General features: G+C 36.9%; 18 protein-coding genes and 1 pseudogene. 5 read left to right on the forward strand and 14 right to left on the reverse strand.

Features of this window, described 5'->3' with window-relative positions:
- On the forward strand, nt 1-307 hold a 307-nt coding region (locus ACM03V_RS21020; protein WP_414622747.1), incomplete at its 5' end, for a WD40 repeat domain-containing protein.
- A gap of 91 nt (nt 308-398) precedes the next feature.
- On the opposite strand, the gene ACM03V_RS21025 is transcribed toward ACM03V_RS21020, so the two are convergent.
- From ACM03V_RS21025 to ACM03V_RS21050, 6 genes are all read right to left on the reverse strand, one after another.
- On the reverse strand, nt 399-1,715 hold the full coding sequence (locus ACM03V_RS21025; protein ID WP_414622748.1) for an AAA-like domain-containing protein: 1,317 nt from the start codon (nt 1,713-1,715) through the stop codon (nt 399-401).
- Nucleotides 1,716-2,058: 343 nt separating this feature from the next.
- On the reverse strand, nt 2,059-2,391 hold the full coding sequence (locus tag ACM03V_RS21030) for a hypothetical protein (RefSeq protein WP_414622749.1): 333 nt from the start codon (nt 2,389-2,391) through the stop codon (nt 2,059-2,061).
- 47 nt (nt 2,392-2,438) lie between these two features.
- Nucleotides 2,439-3,350, reverse strand: a complete 912-nt coding sequence (locus tag ACM03V_RS21035; protein WP_414622750.1) for a hypothetical protein — start codon at nt 3,348-3,350, stop codon at nt 2,439-2,441.
- 57 nt (nt 3,351-3,407) lie between these two features.
- Nucleotides 3,408-4,544: a hypothetical protein gene (locus ACM03V_RS21040; RefSeq protein ID WP_414622751.1), complete on the reverse strand. Its 1,137-nt coding sequence runs from the start codon at nt 4,542-4,544 to the stop codon at nt 3,408-3,410.
- Between the two features lie 5 nt (nt 4,545-4,549).
- Nucleotides 4,550-7,513 carry a dynamin family protein gene (locus tag ACM03V_RS21045; RefSeq protein WP_414622752.1) on the reverse strand — a complete coding sequence of 988 codons (2,964 nt, stop codon included), beginning with the start codon at nt 7,511-7,513 and terminating at the stop codon, nt 4,550-4,552.
- A 339-nt stretch (nt 7,514-7,852) separates the two neighbouring features.
- Entirely contained in the window at nt 7,853-8,878 is a 1,026-nt protein-coding gene (locus ACM03V_RS21050; RefSeq protein WP_414622753.1) for an AI-2E family transporter, read from the reverse strand.
- 537 nt (nt 8,879-9,415) lie between these two features.
- Between ACM03V_RS21050 and ACM03V_RS21055 the strand changes: the two genes are divergently transcribed.
- Complete coding sequence (locus ACM03V_RS21055; protein ID WP_414622754.1) at nt 9,416-10,387, forward strand: AAA-like domain-containing protein; 972 nt, start codon at nt 9,416-9,418, stop codon at nt 10,385-10,387.
- Between the two features lie 196 nt (nt 10,388-10,583).
- On the opposite strand, the gene ACM03V_RS21060 is transcribed toward ACM03V_RS21055, so the two are convergent.
- Nucleotides 10,584-12,668, reverse strand: a complete 2,085-nt coding sequence (locus tag ACM03V_RS21060; protein ID WP_414622755.1) for a reverse transcriptase domain-containing protein — start codon at nt 12,666-12,668, stop codon at nt 10,584-10,586.
- Between the two features lie 17 nt (nt 12,669-12,685).
- Here ACM03V_RS21060 and ACM03V_RS21065 point away from each other — a divergent pair, with 17 nt between their 5' ends.
- From ACM03V_RS21065 to ACM03V_RS21075, 3 genes are all read left to right on the forward strand, one after another.
- Nucleotides 12,686-13,144, forward strand: a complete 459-nt coding sequence (locus ACM03V_RS21065) for a hypothetical protein (protein ID WP_414622756.1) — start codon at nt 12,686-12,688, stop codon at nt 13,142-13,144.
- Nucleotides 13,141-14,484, forward strand: a complete 1,344-nt coding sequence (locus ACM03V_RS21070; RefSeq protein ID WP_414622757.1) for a recombinase family protein — start codon at nt 13,141-13,143, stop codon at nt 14,482-14,484. Before ACM03V_RS21065 ends, ACM03V_RS21070 begins: the two co-directional genes overlap by 4 nt.
- Before the next feature lie 92 nt (nt 14,485-14,576).
- On the forward strand, nt 14,577-15,218 hold the full coding sequence (locus tag ACM03V_RS21075) for a hypothetical protein (RefSeq protein WP_414622758.1): 642 nt from the start codon (nt 14,577-14,579) through the stop codon (nt 15,216-15,218).
- An 83-nt stretch (nt 15,219-15,301) separates the two neighbouring features.
- Here the strand turns inward: ACM03V_RS21075 and ACM03V_RS21080 are convergent, their stop codons facing one another.
- The 7 genes and pseudogenes from ACM03V_RS21080 to ACM03V_RS21110 form a co-directional block, all read right to left on the reverse strand.
- Entirely contained in the window at nt 15,302-16,303 is a 1,002-nt protein-coding gene (locus ACM03V_RS21080; protein ID WP_414622759.1) for a hypothetical protein, read from the reverse strand.
- A gap of 283 nt (nt 16,304-16,586) precedes the next feature.
- Nucleotides 16,587-16,961: pseudogene (locus ACM03V_RS21085) on the reverse strand (reverse transcriptase N-terminal domain-containing protein); the annotation flags it as partial.
- 275 nt (nt 16,962-17,236) lie between these two features.
- The gene (locus ACM03V_RS21090; protein ID WP_414622760.1) at nt 17,237-19,087 is read right to left on the reverse strand and encodes a DNA translocase FtsK; all 1,851 of its coding nucleotides are present in this window, start codon (nt 19,085-19,087) and stop codon (nt 17,237-17,239) included.
- A 1-nt stretch (nt 19,088) separates the two neighbouring features.
- Complete coding sequence (locus tag ACM03V_RS21095) at nt 19,089-20,174, reverse strand: peptidoglycan DD-metalloendopeptidase family protein (RefSeq protein ID WP_414622761.1); 1,086 nt, start codon at nt 20,172-20,174, stop codon at nt 19,089-19,091.
- Nucleotides 20,175-20,402: 228 nt separating this feature from the next.
- Entirely contained in the window at nt 20,403-20,888 is a 486-nt protein-coding gene (locus tag ACM03V_RS21100) for a hypothetical protein (RefSeq protein ID WP_414622762.1), read from the reverse strand.
- Nucleotides 20,889-20,897: 9 nt separating this feature from the next.
- Complete coding sequence (locus ACM03V_RS21105; protein ID WP_414622763.1) at nt 20,898-21,398, reverse strand: hypothetical protein; 501 nt, start codon at nt 21,396-21,398, stop codon at nt 20,898-20,900.
- Between the two features lie 67 nt (nt 21,399-21,465).
- Complete coding sequence (locus tag ACM03V_RS21110; RefSeq protein ID WP_414622764.1) at nt 21,466-22,302, reverse strand: phage terminase large subunit family protein; 837 nt, start codon at nt 22,300-22,302, stop codon at nt 21,466-21,468.
- Nucleotides 22,303-22,313 lie beyond the last annotated feature (11 nt).

A 22,313-nucleotide genomic window follows, 5' to 3' on the forward strand; every position in this document is an offset into this window, starting at 1 on the left:
TTATGTCAACAGCGTGGCTTTTAGTCCCGATGGTAAAACTTTAGCCTCTGGTAGTTGGGACAAAACCATCAAGTTGTGGAATATCAGCAGCGGTAAAATCATTTCTACCTTAGATGGGCATCAAAGTTATGTCAACAGCGTGGCTTTTAGTCCCGATGGTAAAACTTTAGCCTCTGGTAGTGCCGACAAAACCATCAAGTTGTGGAGTTTGGATTTGGATGATTTACTGTCTAAGGGTTGCGAGTATCTTGAAGAATATTTGATTACTCGGGATGAGTTGAGGGGGGAGTTGTGTCCGAAGGAGTGAGGAGATGGGGAGATGGGGAGAGGGGGAGATGGGGATAATTGACCCCCCTCTCCTTCGATAAGGAGAGGGGATGGGGGTGAGGTAATTCGAGTTATCCAAAAAAATATTGCCGATATAATCCGCAAGTTGCTAATGTTCTTCCATTTTCTACTTTGATTAACCCTAGAGCGTTTAATTTTGAGCAAGTCTTGTTACTCAATTGCGCTTGTTGTGCATTTGAAATTAACTCTTCCATTCCTGCTTTTAATTCGGGATGCTCTTCTAATATTGATTCGATGCGTCGTAAATATGTACTATATATTCCTGTTGTAGTCGGGGCTGTTTCTAAAAGTTCTTTTAAACTTAAATCTTTACGGGCTATATGGTATAGCGCTAATCCGACTAAATAGGGATGTCCCCCTACCATTCCCATTAATTCCAATACTTCTGTTTCGCTCCAATTAAGTTGGTAATTGTTTGCTCCCCAAAGTATTTGCTCTAATGTTAATTCTAGTAATGCTACTGGTAAACCGACGTTAAAAGGTGATTGATTTAAATTTATCGGGACATAAACTTCCGTGGAATGGGCTATTACCAATCGCAGTCGCTTCCAAATTGGGCGTTGTTTTGCTTCTTCATGCAATACTCGCAATAAACCTAAAAAGTCTGGATAAATGTCGGGGTGTTCAAATACCTTATCAACATCATCCAAACCTAAAGTGATTGGCTTGTCAATTTCTGTGAGCAAATATTTTTCAAAGTATTCCTGACAGCATAGGTTCCCACCTATTACACCAGCTAATTCCCAGTATTCATCTAGATTATGAGATAAGTCTAAAGCTCTTGCAACGCTGGCACAAAACCACTTCAGAAAAGTCTCGGTATTCTTAAAACAGTCTTTTGTTGCTGACTCTAGACTTAAGTATACAGTTCTATCTCCCTGTTGCTCTGCTTGATGTAAAATTCTAGCTAATAACGAAGATTTACCCATTCGTTTGGGTGCTTTAATTCTAATCAAAGCACCAGCTCTAGTAATTTCCTCGTAACAGCGTTCTTCAATCGGTGGACGTTCGATATAGAACGGAGAACCTACTTGGATCTGTCCCTCTGGATATTCCGGGGTAAAAGATTCAGACTCAGGTATAGATGTTTGATTGGGTATTGATTGAACCAGTTCTTCAGATCGATGATTGTTTGAATTAGATTGATTGGGGGGAGCAGCATATTCACACCAATTCTCTATACCTAGTTTTCCACACATATCAATAAATTTTGTTCTGTCAACTGGTCTGCAATTAACAAAATTACTCACAGTAGATGCTGAAACCATTAAGTTTTCTGCAAAATTCTGCTGGCTGTAAAATTCACCATTTATGCGCTGCAAAACTTGAGCTTGTCTATCTCTTCGTAAAGTAACTGAGCGACCCATAGCAATTTGCAAAAAACTTTACGTTTTTATTCTATCAGAATTAGATGAATTCAAGGGTACGGGTATTAAGAGATACTGTTGGCAAAATATTTCTAAATTATTCTTTTTAGCCTCTCTTTATTTGTGACAGCTTAAGCCCATAAACCATTTGTTAAGAAGCAATTCGATTTATGTACTACGGTTTATTTCAATCAGCTTACTCGTTCTTAAAGCATATTCTTGATATCCGAAGATAGCCATTGTTCTCTACCTCCGTATAATAACTTCTATTTATTGCTTTAATTCATACAAAGTTAATTACAGATAACAAGGCTAAGTACGGATTGAAATTCTTTGTATTGCTTTAAGTTGTCACCAATAGCTTCTTTCTGATAACTTCCTCAAGTTTCTGGCTATTATTTTGATGATATGAAATAAGGATTTTGACCCATTTTATTCTTTCTTTTAATTGATTATTTTTATCACCTTTTATAGCTTGATAATATTGAAGTCCATATTTATTATCGGGATCTAAAGTGTTTTTGACTGTTTTAATAACTTCGTCTTGTTCAACTTTCATTTCATCTGCTAGTTTTTCAACTATTATCCGAATATGTTCTATATTGCTTGCGAATTCTGGATAAATATTGGTAGTAGAAGGCGTTTCTTCTATATATATTTTTTCAGAAACAGACAAAGTACGATAAGCTAAAAATAGAGAAGTTGCAGTTGTTAATATAAATCCTATTTGAAAAAAAAAAGAGCTTTTATTAGCTGTTTGCGTTGACGAACTCCGTCTACCCAAAGCTTCTTTACTGACTCTTTTGTCACCTGGGGTATCTGAGTATCGCTCAGCAAGTTTTCTAATGCTTCCGGTATCTCTGGTAAGTTAGTTTTATCTAATTTATTAGCTTTAGTTACGATTGGTTTTGGTTGCGAACGCGACCATTCTTGAGTTAATAAAACCCCTAACTCCTCATTTTCTACAGACAAATCATTTAGAGATCGAGGATTTGCGATATTAAGTAAAAGTGCTTTACCAACAGTTTCACCTTTCAATAGTCTGTCTACAAGTTCTATCCATTGATTGCAGCTTAAATCATTGTTTACACCACCCCACCAGTTTTTATTGTGGAGGTGTTGTTGGGGAAAAACAGTTTGAGCGGGTATTTTTAATAATAAATCATGCATATTATTATCTAGTTCGCTGATGTGCTTTTCCAACCAGTTACCATTATTAGTTAACTGTAATAGCTTTTCTACGTATTCTTCTGTAAAAGTAATATCTAAAAGTCTACCTAATTCGCTTTCTGCTGGTTTGGGGAATCTGACTAGCTCGCAGCTTTTTCCATCTTCTTGTATTTCTTTTAATGCAGTTCTAATTTCAGTTAACCACATCCAGATTAACCTATTTAATCCTGTTAAATACTTTTGTCGATCATCATTCCAAACAGATTCATTTAAAGGATTGGAATTTATTGTCACAGCTATATCGTAACGAATTGAAGTACCTTGATAATCTTTCCTTTGTGAGGGAATACCAGAAATAAAAATATAGCCTTGATTGTCTTGATTATATTCTAAAATAAAAGTAGGTTTTTCAATATCACTTTGATAATAATTCGAGTTTGGTATTCTCGGTTGTTGTTTGAGCATAAAAGAATAATCCAGTCTCGAACCTCGGGTTCTAATGTATAGATTTACCATAGTCTGTTAACCTTTTTTCGCAATATTTCCATTCGCAATCTGCTTGAATCGAGAACTAGGCAATTGTTTAGAAAGCTTACTAATTGCATTATTGAGTAGCAAGTCATTATCATTTAACCAATCCCAAAACCTAGTAAAAAGATTGCTATCCTGACGATTTTCTACGATTTGTTTGCATATAGAATTAAGCAGTCCTATAGTACCTAATGGTTTTCGTACTGGTGAAGAATTACTTATGTTGCGAACCAAATACTCGCATTTCAAAGAGAGTTTACCATCAGTATTTTTCCATACAGCATCCTCTAGTTCTATACATCCAATAGTATCAATAGGGTGATATTCAATCTTATAGGAAGAGGATTTTGATTTTTTAATACTTGCTGATTTTTTTTCTGAAAGTTCTAATTCTACTGCTTTTATTGCATGTCTATAAAATACTTCAATACGTTTATATAGTTTGTCACTATAATCGTAAATACCACCATTATCATTAAAATAGGTTTCGCATTTAACTGGTACGAATAATACCAAACCAGAGTCTGCTTTTTCTCGTCTTGCAATAGCCCATTTTCGTACCAATGTTTCGACTTCAAGGACTTGTAATAATTCTCGCGATGCTTTAGCTCTGTGTTCATTATCTGCTTCCATTATTAGGTTGGCATCAATCGGTATGATAATCACCGAACTATCTTCAACCCATTTTTCGCACTTTTTCCAAGTATCTTGACCTCTAGGAGGGGGTTCTGTCAACCAGCCACCAGGATAATCTAAAATTGCAAAACGCAGTTGCGATGCATTGTTTTCTTTTTTTCTGGCAAGGCTCATTACTAAGTCAAAGATAAATGGATCTGCTGTTCCCATACCTGTAGGTTGAAAGTTAGAAAAATCTAATCCTGCTTCGATATCTAAGATGGTATTTCTAATCCTTTCTTTAGTTGGGCTGGTACGATCTTCATTTATAAAGGGAGCGATTGAGACACCAGTTTGAGCCAAAGCTTCTTTAGCTTCTTCTAATAGGGCAGCAACAATGGAAGTTTTACCAACCCTAGAAGGACCTATGAGAGCAATTTTATAGAAGAAAACTTTTTTGGCTTTGTCGTTAGCATAGTTTTCAAAATTAAGTTTAACTGTTTTTTTATTCATAACTTTCATCTTTGTATAGAAATATTTAGTAACTGTTTAAGTTGGGTAATAGCATTATCCACAGTTTTTACTGTCATATAATTATTTTCTATTGCCTTAAATTCATTTACCCAAATATAATTTGTGTATGACAAAGCAAAATCAAAAAATTGCCTGTCTGCATCTGTAGACCTTACCAAGCTATCTTCAAATTTTACGGCGGCAGAATAGAGAATATTGGAAACAAAAGGTTTTTCTCTCAATATTTTTTGAACAGCATAAGATGTCTGAATTATTTTCCCCGTAATCATCTCTAAAACTCTCTTTTCTGCGTCCTTTGACTCGCAAGATATATTAGTAAAAATTAATCTTTCTGGAGCTAATTTTTGAGTTTCTTCTATGAGTCTTGGTAGTAAGTGACTTTGAAAAATAGCATTTTCTTCGCCGCATTTTAACAGATATTTTGTTGCTTCTTGTAAAGATGGAAAAGGATTGTTGCTTTCTTTACCTTCTAAAAGTAAAAGTAACCTTTCAAGTGCTTCTTTACCTGCTGGAACATCCGCTATTAAGTTTCCAGTACAAGCAGATATTATATTACTTATCCTTATCCATAATTCTTCTATTTTAGTTTCAAAGTAAATATCTAGTTGACTGTAAGTATCTGTCAAATAGGCACGGGCACGGTTAATTTCGTCTACTGCAAAAGCATCTACAGTTTTATCTATATCAAACCTGCCGCGAGCTTGATCGTACCAATCTTTTTCTCCTGTTCCTAATCCATTTTTTGCCCATATTCTAATTTCCTGATGTTTTTCTTTTATGGCTTCTACAAGTTTATTATCTGTAATTGAGCCTTCATCTTTTTCGGATTGGATTTCTTCTCTCAATTCGCGGTTATTATTTGCTAATTTAATTGCTAATTCTTGTCTTAAAAGTTTGGCTTTGTCATAAATAGTACCATTCATACTTGTAGTCTGAGAAGGTATTTTTCTCAAGGATGTTTCTAATTCGTAAATTGCTGTGCTAATTTTTTCTACAACAGCTTGCCATTGACTAAAGATTGAATTTACAATCTCTTCATCCATAACTGGAAGGCGAGCAATTAGATGATTTAAAGCTGGGAATAAAACTTCTTCTTTAACGTTATCTGGATCTATCGCATTACAAGTGAGTACTTTATAGCGACTGTCAGGTTGATTTTCGTTAAGTTGTCTGTGAATATCATTTATCAATATTTGATAAAGCTCTTTATCGTCTTGCTCTCCATTGTTAACAACAATAAATACAAAATCTCCTAACTTAGAAACTCCTTCTACTGCTTTGGCGATTAAATTTAATGCTTTTCTATCTTTATTACCCCAATAGGATGATTGAGCAGTAGGACGCAAAATCAGTAAGACTAAATCTACTTCATTTTTTAATGCTTGTACGTGATGTTCTTCTGCATCCAAATTAACTTCACCAAGTCCGGGTAAGTCTACTAACACTAACTTTTCTACATCCAGTAAAAAAGAACATTTAATTTCAATATTTTTGACTGCTAAATAAAGACGAGAACAATTTGGGTCTTTTTCTTGTTGTTGGGGATATGCTACCCAAGGACGTAATTTAGTTAAGTCTTCGATTATTTTTTTTTCACCAGTAAGGTAATTCTCATAGGAGGAAATTGCAGCTTGCATTTGCCTGAGACGACCTAACAATTCAACATTTTTATCTGTTGCTAGGTTATTGCGATTGTAGTCAAAGTTTTTAAATTCTTCTATAGAGTTGACTACAGATAAATTTAATTCTCTATGAAATGGTTTAACTAATTCCTCAAGAAAATTGTTTTTATCTCGTAAGCTTAGAATAGCTTTGCGCTCGTGACTATGACGTATAAGACTACGCACCGCAGTTACCGGAATACCTTTTCCTGTAGGAATTGCTTCTTCTGGTAGATTGCCAATAGTTTGTAATAAAGTACTTTTACCGACTCTAGCTTGTCCGCTACAACCTATAGTAATTGCTTGACGAGAAAAACGCTTTTTGGCATTTTCTAATTGTTCAAGAATCGGCATAATCTCTCTATTCCAATAAATAGAATTTCTACCAAAATCTTGAACTTGCATTTTTAAGTCTTGTGTAAGTTGGGGATGTTGTGAAAGATTATTTAAGCCATTGCTTAATTCTTTAATTCCCTCATCTATTTTATTTATGTTCTCAATATATTTACTAATAATGCTAGCTTGTTGATTTCTTTGCTTAATGATGTTGTCTATAATTTGGGTAAGTTGCTGAACTTGAGGTATTGGTTTGTTAAATACTTCTGTTTCAAGTAATGCTTGACTGACTTCTTCTGGGTTTTCTTCCCGTATTTGGTTCCAAAAGTTTTTAAGTTCAGTAATAAATTTATCATAATTTGATTGTTCTAATCTTTTAGATAGAAAATTTTCTGAATTAATTACTGATGCTTGTTCTAAATCTAAAAAGAATACTCTTGACTGATACTTCTGAAAATCGAAATAGCTTTTCTTTTGAAAGATAAATCCTAGTTCCCCTCGAATATAGTCATCATAATAACTTAACTCATCATCACAAATGCTGCTAGTATCAATGATACAGAAAAAATTATTCAAATTAAATTTTTCAACCGAAGTATAGATATTTTTTAAATATATTTTGTCTTGGTCTTTTAATCTATATTCTGTACTAAAAACACATAGGAATATATTATCCTTAATACTTTTATAATGCTCAAATACCTGATTTTTATATTCAATATTATTGTCGCTTATATTTATAATTTTTAAGCTAGGTATTTCTTTACTTTCGTGAATCAAAATACCATTTTGAAGTTCGTCATTATTGTCATATTCATCAATTGGAATCTCAACTAACTTTTTAGAAAAATTTAGTTTTTCTGTTTGGGTAAAATGCGTGATAATTACATCTACTAATTTATTAGCTAGTGTGGAATCATATCCGAACAAGATTAAATTTGTGCTACTCATTTCTAGTTTGATTTATTTTATGTATTACGTTGCATATCAGTGTTTTTTTAATTAGATGTTTCTATCAAACACCGTTGTCATATGAGTTAAGCCTCAAGATATTCGACTTATTTTTTTTATTTACCGATTTCCCTTTGATTTAATTCGAGATTCGAGTATTATTCTCGAATTAGAAAATGTCTACTCATCATGTTATTTAAGAAAAATTATACGTTAACAACTTCAGGAAACTATTCAAACAATTATCTAGATAAGATTGCAGTTTCGATGTGATGATAGAATTATTAAGTAGTGCTTATTTGTCGCAACCTAATATTTTGGCGCAATTTACCTACCAGTTTAATAACTATTTAAAATATCTTTAATTAAAACTTCTTGTATAGAAACTTGTAACACAATAACTAAAGGAACTGCTAAACATACACCCATAAAGCCAAAAAACTTACTAAAAATAACCACACTTAATAGAGTTATTACTGGTAATAAAGATACTTGTGATTTCATAATCAAAGGTACAATAATAAAATTTTCAATTTGCTGAATTGTAAGATATGCTAAAAATACATAAACCGCCTTTAAAGGCTCATCAAGCAATACTAATAGTATTGGTGGAATTACACTTAATGTCGGACCAATATTAGGAACAACTTCTAATAAACCCGCTAAAATTGCATTAATTTCTGCTGCTGGCACACCTATGATTTTTAAAACAATATAGCTTAAAATACTGATTAAAAACATTGTAAATGTCGTAGCTTTTATCCAGCATACCAAGCGATTTTCGCAAATCAATAAAATCTCATTCATGCGACGACGGTAGAAAGTTGGGAAAAGGAAGATAAAGCCACTTCGGTAAGGTTTTGGTTCTACCAAAAGCATGATAGTTAAAATAAAAAAAAGTAGAAAACTTATAAAAATACTAACAAACTGATTAAAGAAGGGAAAAAGGTTTCCGAAATTTTCTGTTAACCAATTAAGCAAATGTTTTGTAATATTGAAATCTTTTATATTATATAAATAGTTTTGTGTCTCTTGGGGAATAAATTGCATAATCGAGTTATTCCACAACTTAACTTTATCTACAAATTTGGGTAATATTATTTGAAACTGGTTTAACTGCTGGGGTATTTTTGAAAAATAAATAAGCCATGCAAAACCGAATATTAATGAAATTAGTAATATGACTGAAATTGCAACTCCCAGACCTCGCTTAAGACCAAATGTTCGTAATATCTTGACAATCTCGTTTAAAGCAATTGCTAATACTATAGCTGCAAACAATATTAATAAGACTTCTCTAATTAGCCACAATACACACATTGATATAGCTAAAATTGATAAACCTATCCACCTTTTTACAAGCATATAATACCTTATTTCAATAATATTTAATATTTCTATTTCTCATTAGCAGGATATAGCTGATTTTAAAATAAATTCAGTTGCTATAAAAATTGCCAGTACAAGCAGATACGATATTAATTGTCTGTATCCATAATTCTTCGATTTTATGTTCAAAACAAATATTTAATTCACTTTGACTGCTAAGTACAGATCGGAACAATTTGGATTTAATTCTTTTTATTTTGGAAGATATGCTACCTAAGAACGTAATTTAGTTATGCTGAACTCAATATTCTTATTAAACACCATTGTCATATGAGTTAAGCATTGAGATATTCGAGTAATATTTGATTTCTATCTGATTTATGTTTGAGTTAATTCGATAAATACTCTAATTCTCGAATTAAAAAAAATTGGTTTTACTTGTAAATTATTCATAACTCGAATTAACTCGAAGCTAACTTGAATATCTGGGGGTCTAACTCGAATCGGTTATGCTTCGATATAAACAAGTATCTCTATAGGAAGGTACGTTTCCTAAGTAATCTAGTAATATATATGACAAAAGAAAATGATTTTAAATTTGGAGAGAGTTTAGCAGAAAATGCTCTCTCTTACGTGGTTAGACAGGCTGATGAGGAACTTTACCGCTATCTGAAAGCTGGAGACTTTTGTTATATTTTTAACTCCCGACAGATGGGTAAAACCAGTTTAATTGTCCGAACCCAAAATCGACTCAAAGCCGAAGGATATGCTTGTACTTCTCTAGATTTTTCTGTCAGGGTTAATCGAGACATGAAGTCGGAGCAGTGGTATGCGGGAATTGTTTACAAATTAGTAACTAATTTTGAGTTAGGCAATCCCAAAGATTTTCTGCTTAACTGGTGGAGAGATAGAAGCGCAATTTCTGGTGTGGAGCGTTTGGATGAATTTATAGAGACAATATTATTAACATCTATCAAAAGTCAGATTGTTATATTTATAGATGAAATAGATAGTGTTTTAAGTTTGCAATTTCCCACGGACGATTTCTTCGCGTTGATTAGAAGCTGTTATGAGAAGCGTAATTACAATCCCGAATATAAAAGATTAACTTTCGTTTTGGTGGGAGTTGCCACACCAGGTGATTTAATCGGGGATAAAAGACGGACTCCGTTTAATATTGGTAGAGCAATTCAACTTGATGGCTTTAAAGAAAATGAAATTGAACCGTTAGCGAAAGGATTTAATGAATATGCTCGATATTTATCTGCTTCTCAGGAGTTGGAAAAAAATGAACTTGCGGAAGCTTTGGCTGCTCGGGAAGAGGAAGTTAGGATATTAGCTCAAGCGAATGATACCTTAAGACAAGCGCAAACTAAATCCGAGGAAGCGAATCAAGCATTAAAGAAATCTCTGCGGATGGTTTGGTTTGGTGCTGGGTTGTTGGCTGTGTCTATTATTGTTAGTTCGGTGTTTATTCAAAAACAACTTCACGATGCTACTGTAGAGCGATTAGAAGAAACTGGTGTCGTTTGCCAAATTAAATGACCACTTGACAAATTAATGTCCTCTTAAATATTAAGCCGCAAACCCCTATATCGTAGTGGTTTTGTTGTCTTAGCCCCAAATTATGTAGAAAGAAGCGTATCGACAAGCGGAGGTGTCCTCTTCTATTGATCCTATTATTATGGTAGTTGCATCTGGTTTGCATTTTTCTCAAATTCTCAAATAATTAAATTGGAATTTAGGAACTAATCCCTAATAACTCTCCTTCAAAAGCTTCACCTTTGAGCATTCTATTCCAGTAAATATAGGGAAAGCCATATTTTTTGAGCAGCCACATAATGTAGCGCTCCTTTGTTGGATCGATTGGAAATGTGGGGTAAAGCTCGTTATCATAACCAAATTCGGCAAGTACTACCTTGCCGTATCCTGTAGTTATTGGACAGCAAGTATAGCCGTTGTATTTTTGAGTAAAGTTTTTTGAAACAATTAAAGCCAGTAAGTTATGAACAACAACTGGCGCTTGTTTTCTTACAGCAGCAGCTGTTTTTGATGTTGGGAGACTTGCCGCGTCACCTAAGCTAAATAAGTTGGGGTAAACATTGTGCTGTAGCGTGTATTTGTTTACATCAACCCAACCTTGTTTCGCTCCATCAAATACAGCTAATTTGCTTTGTTTGATAAAGTCAGGTGCGCTCATAGGTGGCGTAACATGGAGTAAGTCGTATTCGATAGCTATCTCTGAAACACCCGAATCTGTTGATACATCAAAAATCGCTGTTTTAACATCAGCTTTGATTTCTTTGAGATTGTGTTTGTATTTTACGTCTATCTGTTTACGCTCTACTACACGAAGCAGTGTTTGGGCGAATTCTTTTACACTAAAAATTCCTCCCTGTGCCGTGCAAAACAAGACTGAGGACTGAGTGCGAACCCTTTGTTTTCTAAAGGCATTATGGTCGCCAAACGAAGACGTTTGAGCATGGCAGTTTCTACATAGGAGTTGCAGGTTATCTTTGACATCAGTACCACCAGCCCGACGTGCTTTCATATGATGCAAGTCGAGATATTTGGTACATCCGCAAATACTACATTTAGCTCCTCGTTCTGCTTTTATCTCCTCTTTCAATTCGCGCCATTCATGGTTATCTGCATTACCAAGCCAGATTTTATCGGGTATTGCGACTTCGGGATTAATGAATGTTGCAGGCTCGAAACCTTCCAAATAGGGATTAGGTAACGAGCGCGACCGAAACTTAGTTATCGGTTTATCACTCATACGGTATAAGTACGAGTAATCTTCTCCGTTTTTGATTCCCAAGTTATATCGTTGTCCGTTCTTATGGATTTGACGCATTTTATACATCTTCATAATCCGGCGAGGTTTTAAGCGATGTCGTTTCTGCAACCAAAGAAATAAGCGCTCGTTGACCCAGAAATCTAAGTCTTTAGCTGTTTTCTTTGCATTAGAATGACAGTAATAGCCAATCCAACCTCGTAGTACTGCATTTAAAGCAGTAAACTTGAGCAAAGGAGAATCCTTAAACCGTTTTCGCTTGGTCATCTCCTTAACTTTCGCTTTTAGGCGTTTCTTAGCTTCTTCGGTAGGTGTAACCAATACTTTTGGTTTATCATGGGCGCTAACGTAGCGTCGGACGTGGAAACCTAAGAAATCAAACCCATTATTTACGTGAGTAACTCGCGTTTTCTCAACGTTGAGTTCCAAATTCAATTCTTCTTTGAGAAAAGATTGAAACTCTTCACGTAGACGAAGTGCTTCTTCCTTACCACCATTAGTCAACAGCAGCCAGTCATCGGCATATCGTATCAAAGCACAGTTACCCAAGCGTTGCGTTCGGCGTTTCTCTTTTTGCTTGCGGTTAAGACTTCCGTATTTATTCCACCAAAACATATCCAGTTGATGTAAATAAATGTTCGCCAAAAGTGGAGAGCAAATGGCACCTTGTGGTGTACCAGAATCAGTACGACGAAACAAAGAGCCTTGCATCATCCCCGCTTTGAGAAAGCATCCGATTAACTTAAGAAGACGTTTATCTGCAACTCTTTTCGCCACGAGTTTTATTAAAATATCGTGGTGAATGTTGTCAAAAGCTCCCTTGATATCGCCCTCAACAACCCAGAAGTATTTACTACGTTTGTTAATGTAACTATCCAAAAGGGCTATGCAATCTTGTGTTCTGCGTTTTGGTCTAAAACCGTTGGAGCAGTTAAGAAAATCGCTTTCCCATATTGGCTCTAGTGCCATCTTCAAAAGCATTTGTACTACTCGGTCTTTAAGGGTTGCGACGATATAGTAAGACTGCACATAACTTCAATTCACTTTTGGGAAGTTGTGTAACCATTACTAATCCTATCCATCCGTTGTACGGTCAATCTGTTGTAATAAAGCAGATTCGTAAAGTTGGGCAGGAAACCAAAATAACTATAGAAAGTCCACTAGGAGGATTCTTATCTCTTCCGGCATCAGAAACTGACCTGTGGACACAACAAACTCGTCAGGTGGAAACAGTCTCCAAGTTTTTACCTGAGAAATTACTACGTTTGAGCGAATGGGTAGCGGCGCGTTCGCAAAACGTTACGGATGAATTTTCTTGTGTGAAAGAAAATAAAAGTGAAACTCACACGGGAATTAATCATGATAAAACAGCATCTACTACCCACCGCTCAACCAGAACACTCAGAAAAAATAAATCGTCTAATAAAAATAACAGCAAGGCTAGTAGACAAGGTACTGGCAAGCAAAAGTCTCGACGCGGCGATAGCGAGGAGCAAACCAGATGAATAATAAAATAAGAACGAGCCATCTGGAACGCCGTGCGGTAGTCTATCTGCGACAATCTACACTGACTCAAGTAGAATCACACCGGGAAAGTACTGATAGACAGTATGCTTTGGCAGACCGTGCATCAAATTTAGGTTGGGATAAGAGCCAAATATCCGTTTTTGATAGTGACCTGGGTAAAAGCGGTCAAACCACAACCGGACGTGAAGATTTTCATAAGCTTATGGCTGCTGTAGGTTTAGGAGAAGTGGGAGCGGTTTTAGCTCTGGAAGCTTCTAGATTTTCTCGTTCTCAGGCAGATTGGCATAAACTTATAGATATCTGTGCCCTTACAGATACATTGGTAATTGACCACGATGGGATTTACGACCCGAATGATTTTAATGACCGAGTAATATTAGGATTTAAGGGAACTTGGAGCCATACAGAATTACACGGTATGCGTCTGCGCTTACAAGGAGCCAAGTTAAATAAAGCCCAGAAAGGAGAACTGCGCTGCTCTCCACCCACTGGTTATGTTTATGACCCAGAAGGTAAACTAGTAATAGATCCAGACGAAGGTGTAGTTGCTGCAATAAAGCTAGCCTTCCAACAGTTCCGCGTCCTTGGAACGGCGTTTAAAGTGATGCGCTACTTTTGTATAAACGATATTCCTTTTCCAAGAAGGCGCTGGCGACAGAAGCAAATTGGTACACTTTACTGGGGACCAGCCAATCTTAGTCGTATAACTACCCTATTACATAACCCAACTTATACGGGAACATACGTATATGGTAGACGACGTTGCGTTAACGTAATCGAGGATGGTCAAATAAAGAAAGTTAAAACTCAGACCCTACCCCAAGATGAGTGGAAAGTTGTAATCCATAATGCTCATGAGCCTTATATCAGTTGGGAGGAATATTTGTCTAACTGTGAGCGACTTAAACAAAATAGTCCAGTTTCTTTATCAGACGGATGTCCAGGCACGCCCAGAGAAGGTTTTGCTTTGCTCCAAAGTTTAGTTATTTGCGGTAAATGCGGAAGAAAGATGAGTCCTCGTTACCACGGTAATGGTGGTTGTAGAGCGGCTTATGAATGCACCCAAGCTCGTAAACAAGATGGCAACATGGGTGTTTGTTGGAGTGTTGCCGGAGCAGCAATTGACAAAGCCATTGCAGATCATGTGCTTGAAGCTATAAGTAGCGAACAACTCGATATTTCTCTTGCAGTGCTTTCTGAACTTGATGACCAAGCCCAGGAAGCAGACAAAACATGGCAACTCAGGTTGGAAAGAGGGCGTTACGAGGCTGATAGGGCAATAGTCAATATGACGCAACTGAACCAGAAAATCGTTTAGTTGCCCGTACATTAGAAAGACGGTGGAATGAAAAATTACAGCAATTAACAGAACTAGAAGAGGCATACTCGCAAGCCCATCAAGTACAAAGGTTGGAGTTAACAGCAGCACAAAGGCAACAAATTTTACATTTAGCCAAGGATATTCCAACACTTTGGCACGCTAGTAGCACTACTAATCAAGAGCGTAAAGAGATACTAGGATTATTAGTAAAACAAGTTGCTATTACTCCAATTGATGCTCCAGAACGTTCTACTCGTATCCAGATACTCTGGCACACGGGAGTTACGAGTATCTTATATGCACTACGTCCCACAACTGGTCAAAGATTCCAAACACCAAACGAAGTTATTCAACTGATTGAGGAATTAGCTCCTGGTCGAACTGATACCGAAATCGCTTTGGAACTTAATCAACGAGGTTTGGTGAGTGGAACTGGTCGAGCTTTTACCAAAAAGAGTATAGCTTGGATTCGATGGAAATTTGGGATTGAAAAACCTTTAAGCGACCCAATTGTTGCGAAATCAGGGGTTAGCCCGGAGGGCTACTATTCCACCAGTGCCTTAGCATCACTGCTAGGTGTTGGAATTCATACAATTTACTACTGGCGAGACAAAGGGATTATACAGGCTTTCCAAGAAACAGAGAGAAGTCCTTGGTGGTACATTGTTACACCTGAAGTGTTAGATACTTTACGTGAAAAAATTTGTCGCGTACCAGTAAAACCTAAATAATTTTCCGTTTGTACCCGTCAATAAAATAACAACATTGAAATAATTGTTTACCCTTTGAAAATGATTCAAAGGGTTTTTGTTTATCATCCCTGCTGTTGTGGGATAAATTTCTTACCATCATAGTGCCAAGCAATTTCATCTGGATCATGCCCCTTTGTCCATTTTCCAAAATTTCTTGCGGTTTTCTTGTGGCGAAGGGTACTTGGAGATACATCTAATCTTCTTGCTAAAGCTGCACCAGTTAGTGAATCTGGTATTGCATCAGAATTTTGAATTTTTTTAATTGATTGTGAGCTGCTTAATGGCTGCGAAAGTGACTCACTATTGTCTGTTGGAGTTTTAGGATGATTATCATACGACACTGATGATTGTTTAGGAGGTGAGTCACTCGGAGGCTCACTAAGAACAAGAACCTCTTTCTGCTCTAATGGCTCACTCAATGAGTTACTGTTTGACTCTCCAGTAATCTGTTCGGATTCTACCAGCCCTAATGATGAATCACTCTGTGGCTCACTATTTATATTTTCTAATGATTCACTCGGTGAGTCACTAATTAGCTCATCTTCCTCACCAGACTTGACTGACTCACTAAGGTAGCTCATATTTGGCTCACTAATACACTGCGGCTCCGGTAGCTCACTTAATGATAAAAAGGAAGATTCCTTTGACTCATCATCCTGAAACGTTTTCTGCTCCGAGTCAGGTTGATTGTAGTCTACTGGTGACTCACTTACTGGTAATGGTGAGAACTCAGATTGTTTTTTCTCTTTTTTAGTCTTTGACTGGGTATCTGCTTGTGCTGTATTACCTGCTTGCAAATTTGATTGTAAGCCTTGATAAGCCTGCTTAAGAAATGCTACTTCCGAGGCGCAGGCTACAAACTTTTCCTCCAAATCATCGAGACGTTTAATAGTCGAAGGTGTGTCAGAAGGTGTTGTAGGTGTGCTACTAAAAAAATAGTTTTCAAGGATTGCGATAATTGCAGCAGAATCAGATTTCAACCCCCGCTCATTCTTAAATTCAACTAAACGCTCATAAATCCGTTTGGGTGGGTAGGCTGCTACACGCGGATTGTCCGTTGCCATAAAGCACCTGCGCTCTTCTTAGTTCCTCTTTTAGTTTAACCCAACTTTACCGACTAAGTAGACTACTAGTAAGCTACTTAGTATTACCTATTATGTCGAAGTTGAATATCTAAAATGCCACTAGTCGCTCACTGGTAACACACTCTCTAAATCAATATTACCCAACCTGTTATTTTTATAATGGCTATGCTACTCCTTTAATTAAAAAGCTCTAAGATGAGGAAATAAAGGGATTCTTTTAAAGTATCCCAAAACTTCATTGAGTCGAGGTGCAATATGAATAAATCGTCGGCACTTTTAGAATGCGGGTAAAACCATTCTTTTTAGGAATAGGTACTTCTCGTAATCCTTGGTGTTTCCAATCGTTACCCATTGAAAGTAGTTTGAATAACTCAAAACGTTCTTTGAATTCCAATGCTTTCTTACCATCAATCCCCGCCGTTTTTCGCCCTTTATTAAGTTGGGTTACTTGACGGATTGCTAACAACTTAGCTGATGCGGATTTCAGAACTAGTTTTTGAAGAGACTTGGCTTTTGCTATGTCACCAACTTTAATAGCTTTGAATATTCTCTTTTGTAGGCGAAAAAGATTCTTGCGGAATTTCTTCCACGGTAGGCTCTTCCAAGATTCACTAGTATTACTACTGTGTCTAATCATACTCTGCTCCATTGAATATTTTCTGAATACCCGACAGCAGTTTCCGCTGTCATCCTACCCGCTGTAAGGGATTCGGCTCAACCTAGCTTACTGAAGTTTCGACTACACTTCAGACCTAAAACAGCGTTTTTACTTGTTCCGCTTCAAAGATACTGGTAGAGACTTAGAGCGATTCAATTTGCCTAACACCTTCCTGGGGAATTGCATTTAACATCTAAAAATTAATGCGGGAGTTGCGGTGTTGAAGTCCTCATGTTTTGTTCAGGTTGAGGCTTTTATTTAAATATTTGATGCAATTCATAACCCCGACTGTGGAGAGAATGTATCTGAGATTTAGTTAAATCATTAAGCTCAATACTAAAAGAAACTTCCTCCGACTGATTATTAGAAATACTTTCAATCGACAAGCTAGAAAAGTCTAGCCCCGAATCCCAACAAGGAATATCTGTAGAAGTATTCATCGCTTGGTTGAGGTAATCCCCAAAATCAGCTTTTGTACCTAAAAATAAACCTTGAAGACGCATAACACCTTTGGGAGACTTATAAAGCATATCTCCACTACCCAATAAACTAGCTGCGCGGTTATCGTCGGGATTACCTAAAATAATCCCGCTATCTTCTGGACGGGATACCATAAAAGCAACCTTACCCGAACAATTTGACCGAATTAGAGGTTTAATTACATCTTTATCGGGACGTTGGGTAAACAGAAAAATATTGATTCCCGCAGCACCTGCTTTAGCTAACAGCTTCATCAAATCCATTTCAATCGGTTCTTTATAGGTACTGTCTGAAAGTAAATCAAAACATTCATCAGTTACAGAAACTATTCGGGGCATGAGACAATCTGGAAACATTTGGTTGTACTCTTTAATATTTTCAACTCCTACTCGTTTAAACTCTTCGTAGCGAAGTTCTTGCTCTGCTACCAAATAGTTGAAAATTTGTAGGGTATTAGCAGCATCTTCTGCTACGGGTGCGATGAGATGGGGAAGTCCATTAAAACAGGTCAGAGATACTAATTTGACATCACTTAGAGCAAGTTTGACCAAGCTAGGAGGATAGCGCAGTGCCAAATAAAGAACCATTGCTTTTTCGTACTGGCTCTTCCCTCCACCAGTCATACCCCCTCCCAAAGTATGGTAAACATTTGAGTCGCAAAGTGAAATTTCAATATAGTTACCATCAACATCCACACCACCGGGGATAACTATTCGATTGATATCAATCTCGCTTGTTAAGTCAACATAATCGCTAAAATGAGCTATCTGTCGTTCTAATCTAGGAATATCAAATACAACAGCACCCGGTACAACAGATATCATTGGTGGGTTTTCAAATCCAAGTTCTTCCCCTAATTGCTGAACCAAATCGTTGCCAAGTCCTTGAACCTTCTTATAACTAACTCCTTTTTTCAATTTGATTTTGACACGTTTGAAAGTGGGACCAACTTTAGTATCGATATAGCTACAGCTAATACCAAAATCATTAAGAGTTTCAACTAAGGTGTCACCTACCTTAAGATCAAATTTTTCTTCAACTTCTCCAATCTCTTGTTCGGTGCTACTGATTAAATTACTGTTGTTGGGGTTTGTTTTACTGTTCGGTAAAGATAAAGATGGTATTTCTCCCGTTTTCTTAGCAACTAATTCGGCTGTTTTGTAGACCAATTGCTTAAGATAAATATTTTTGGTTGAAGAAGCAAGCTTAACAAAATCTTGATAGGATTTACTTTCTTGATATTGCTTATACAGTTCCAAAATAAAAGCATCTCTTTCGTATGTACTAATATATCGATTGATTAAAACATACTCTAATGCTAGCTTGGAAAAAGCCAAATCTTCCAAGTTTAATTCTTCCGAGCAAACATCAATTATTCGGTCACAATCAGTACCGCTTGTTACGGCTTGGTAAATAATTGCAAATAAATAATCATGGTCGTAATTCTTGACGGGGCGAATTATTTTACTACCAAAGTCCGATTCTTGGAGAATATTTGCCACATACAACTGCTGGTTGAAATCAAATAATTGTTCTGCTTCCGCAAGAATATCTTGGTTAGATAATCCTTGTGATTTAAGAACGGTAACAGCTTGATGAATTTCGGCGCTAGTGTAATTTGACATATCAACGAACAACCCTCCGAGACAATTGCTTTCGGTAATAGCGACTTAATTCGCTGATATTTTTTGGATTTTGGTCGTAAGAATTGCACGGAAATGAAGCCCAGATTTTACCTACCTTACAAGCAGCCTTAGCAAAATTACCTGACTCAATATCGGAGATAGCACCATTACGACGAATATATTCAATAGCCATCCTATCTTGGGACGCGGGAGAAAAATCTGGCAGGTTTAACTTTGGCTGTAAATCCCACCAAGATTTGTCGAGCATTTGATAAGCACCAGCAGCAGTGGAACAGGTTTTCTTACCATTGATTGAGGCACATTGTTTAATTAAAGGATGAGTAGAAAAACTATTCAAAGTGCCATTAAAAACTAACTTTTGATAACTTTTGGTTCTACTTGTCCCGGTTTCAGCCCAGCGGATAGTTGCTAAAAAAGCTTCCATTCGAGGTGAGTAGTTAGATTTTAGTTCGCGTTGCTGTAAATAGGGGCGTGGGTTCACTGGCTTATTATTTAGCCTCACCTCGAAATGCAAATGCGGTCCGGTAGAAAATCCCGTGCTTCCTATCTTGCCGATTGTTTGTCCTGCTACAACTCGTTCTCCTTTTCTTACAGAAAGCTTGCTAGCATGACCATATAGGGTTGATTTACCCGCACCATGATTGATAATTACAGCTTTTCCATAACCACCCTTCCAACCAGCGAACTCAACTAAACCAGCTTCAAAAGCATAAATTGGAGTACCTTTGGGGGCACCAAAGTCAATACCGGAATGAAACTTACGTTCCCCGGTAAGGGGATGAATTCTCCAACCAAAACCACTGGTGATAGGTGAACCTTTAGTTGTCGGAAAAGCTGTGCTTTTAGAGTCGGTAAGCTTGTTTGTGTTTTTCACTAATCTTTGGAGTAACCGAATTGGTTGTTGGGATTCAACCCATTCTGAAACTTGGGGAAGTGCGATCGCCATGCATAAAATTAAAGTAGCAAAAGCATATCCCCAGTTTCTATCGATAGACAAACTGCTACCGGACTCTTTCAAGCCTACTATTTTAGTATCGTTACTTTCAATTTCCAGTTTGATTCGCATTATGACAACTAGAATTGGTAGAACTCAGTAACTTCTCAAAATTATTCTTAGGATTCTTGCAAATCGAATCAGTTGAAGTGGGTTTGGATTGCGGAATAATCGCCTTGGAGATTGGGAATTTAATTTTTTGAGTTACATCGCCCAAGTTATAAAATTTGAGGTACCCCGGTTGGAGAATATCAAGTACCCACACCAATAAAGTTACTCCACAGCAAATTTTGACCAACATTATTCCAATTGCCGAAATACAGGCATGGCAAACGAAGGTGCTTCCTCCGGTACAACTTCAATCTTCTTCCCAGAAGCATAACCGGGTCCTGTATAGCTACCATTGAGTAAAAAATTAACCAACATTACGAACAACCACAAACCAACAGCACCTACACCAATTGGAGACTTTATACAATCACTAAGGAAGTATGCAGGATACCAAAGGAAACGCGCCGGATTCTGTGGATGCAATCTATGAGCTTTCCACGTTTCTACATAGGGAATTTCAATTTTAGGGACTTTTGGTTTATAGCTTGTTTGTGAATTGACGTATCTTACTTCCACAGGTTGGGAATCAACAGATATTGGCATTCCTGACTGATGATTTACCATACCTCCTTGTTGTTGAACTTGGTTTAACATTCCCTGTAAGCGTGTAGTAGGAACTATCGCACCACCATCGGAATAGTCAATATCAACATTGTTGCGACGATTTCTGGACATATTTAACTCCTAATTTGCATTATTATTTGGATTGGAATCATCATCACCCCATAAATCCTCTTGTTGAAGTTGAGAATAAAATTCTTGTGGAGACAATGTTTCAGATTTGCTCGCTACATCTAAATCAGAATGATTAGATAACGAACGAGAGGGAAAGTGAATTAGGTTATTAGTAGAAACACCATTCAAATTCGGATTAACAGGTGGAGGTAATTGAACATTATTTGAGCTTACGGGGATGTTTGTATTTACCGAATCATCAATAATCTCATCACTTTCAATTGCGTTGTTGTAATCAGAAATTCCCCAACTCAAAAAACTAGCAAAACCAGCGATAAAGATAATTGCACTCATCCAGTGTACGGATGAATTGGGGGACGGCATCATCTCAATTGTTGTGCGGGTTGAACCAGAAAGAGTTGTACGGATAGGAGTACGTTTAACTGCCGCTACAACATTAAACGAACATAGAGCAATACAAACTATCGCAGCAGCAAACTTAACGTACATGGTACATTCTCCTTGATTTGGGGTTCTCGATTACAAACATTATTCAGAGCTTCATTAGTATGGTATTTTAAGGTTCTGTGTTTTCTGACTTTGGAGTTGCTGGTCTGACTGTCTCCTTCATTTCTTGTAAATAAAGTTTTCGTTCTTCTTGTTGTTTTTTGATTTTTTCACGAATTTCTCCTACTTGAGCTAATTGTTCAACTGGATCGGAATATCCACGGGCGCGTAATAACTGAGCTTGAGCTAGTGAATATGGTTCTTGAGCATTACGAATTTGAACTAACATCTGATTCAAATCCACTACGGGTTGAGATTCCAGATTTTGCGCGTAATCAATTGCTTCGAGTTTCCCTAATATCATTACAGCAGCCGCACCTATAGGAATCTTTTCTTCTACCTTCGTTCCGTCGGTTTTGCGATAACCCCAGTAAAAAGTATCATTGCCCGAAGCCGCTTCTAACAAAACATCGAGGGAGTTGAACTTTACTATTTCCAATGCAGGCATATAATGGAGGCGGTAAAAACCAGAATTTTCATCATTCTGCATCGTAGATATTTGACTTTTGAGTTGCTGACCCCATAAAGCTGCTGTCATCTGCCTCCAGCCGCTCAAATTTGGCGCACCTTCAACAGAAGAGTAACTGGAAAGATGATCAATGTTGTAATCAGTGCGAGAAAGTTTTTCCAGATAAACCTCTCGTATTTGAGAAACTTGCGTTTTAGCTTGCTGTACGGCTGAAATTTGATTCCTTCCTGGTATTTGTTGCTTCCACCCAACTATTAAAGCTACCGCACCAATTACGGAAATTGCTCCAACAGTGGAAAAAGCCGTCCACAAGCCTATACTTACCTTTTTCTTCTTTCGAGTCGGCTTTTTATCTCGAACGGGCACGAGAGTAAACATTGGAACTCCTT

Source organism: Calothrix sp. CCY 0018 (assembly GCF_963920925.1).
Taxonomy (GTDB): Bacteria; Cyanobacteriota; Cyanobacteriia; order Cyanobacteriales; family Nostocaceae; genus Rivularia.

Coding starts and splice junctions, on each gene's coding strand:
- ACM03V_RS21100 (WP_414622762.1), bottom strand. CDS start 20,888: ATGTCCAGAAATCGTCGCAACAATGTTGATATTGACTATTCCGATGGT.
- ACM03V_RS21105 (WP_414622763.1), bottom strand. CDS start 21,398: ATGTACGTTAAGTTTGCTGCTGCGATAGTTTGTATTGCTCTATGTTCG.
- ACM03V_RS21095 (WP_414622761.1), bottom strand. CDS start 20,174: ATGCGAATCAAACTGGAAATTGAAAGTAACGATACTAAAATAGTAGGC.
- ACM03V_RS21110 (WP_414622764.1), bottom strand. CDS start 22,302: ATGTTTACTCTCGTGCCCGTTCGAGATAAAAAGCCGACTCGAAAGAAG.
- ACM03V_RS21045 (WP_414622752.1), bottom strand. CDS start 7,513: ATGAGTAGCACAAATTTAATCTTGTTCGGATATGATTCCACACTAGCT.
- ACM03V_RS21050 (WP_414622753.1), bottom strand. CDS start 8,878: ATGCTTGTAAAAAGGTGGATAGGTTTATCAATTTTAGCTATATCAATG.
- ACM03V_RS21090 (WP_414622760.1), bottom strand. CDS start 19,087: ATGTCAAATTACACTAGCGCCGAAATTCATCAAGCTGTTACCGTTCTT.
- ACM03V_RS21035 (WP_414622750.1), bottom strand. CDS start 3,350: ATGCTCAAACAACAACCGAGAATACCAAACTCGAATTATTATCAAAGT.
- ACM03V_RS21070 (WP_414622757.1), top strand. CDS start 13,141: ATGAATAATAAAATAAGAACGAGCCATCTGGAACGCCGTGCGGTAGTC.
- ACM03V_RS21080 (WP_414622759.1), bottom strand. CDS start 16,303: ATGGCAACGGACAATCCGCGTGTAGCAGCCTACCCACCCAAACGGATT.
- ACM03V_RS21055 (WP_414622754.1), top strand. CDS start 9,416: ATGACAAAAGAAAATGATTTTAAATTTGGAGAGAGTTTAGCAGAAAAT.
- ACM03V_RS21040 (WP_414622751.1), bottom strand. CDS start 4,544: ATGAATAAAAAAACAGTTAAACTTAATTTTGAAAACTATGCTAACGAC.
- ACM03V_RS21025 (WP_414622748.1), bottom strand. CDS start 1,715: ATGGGTCGCTCAGTTACTTTACGAAGAGATAGACAAGCTCAAGTTTTG.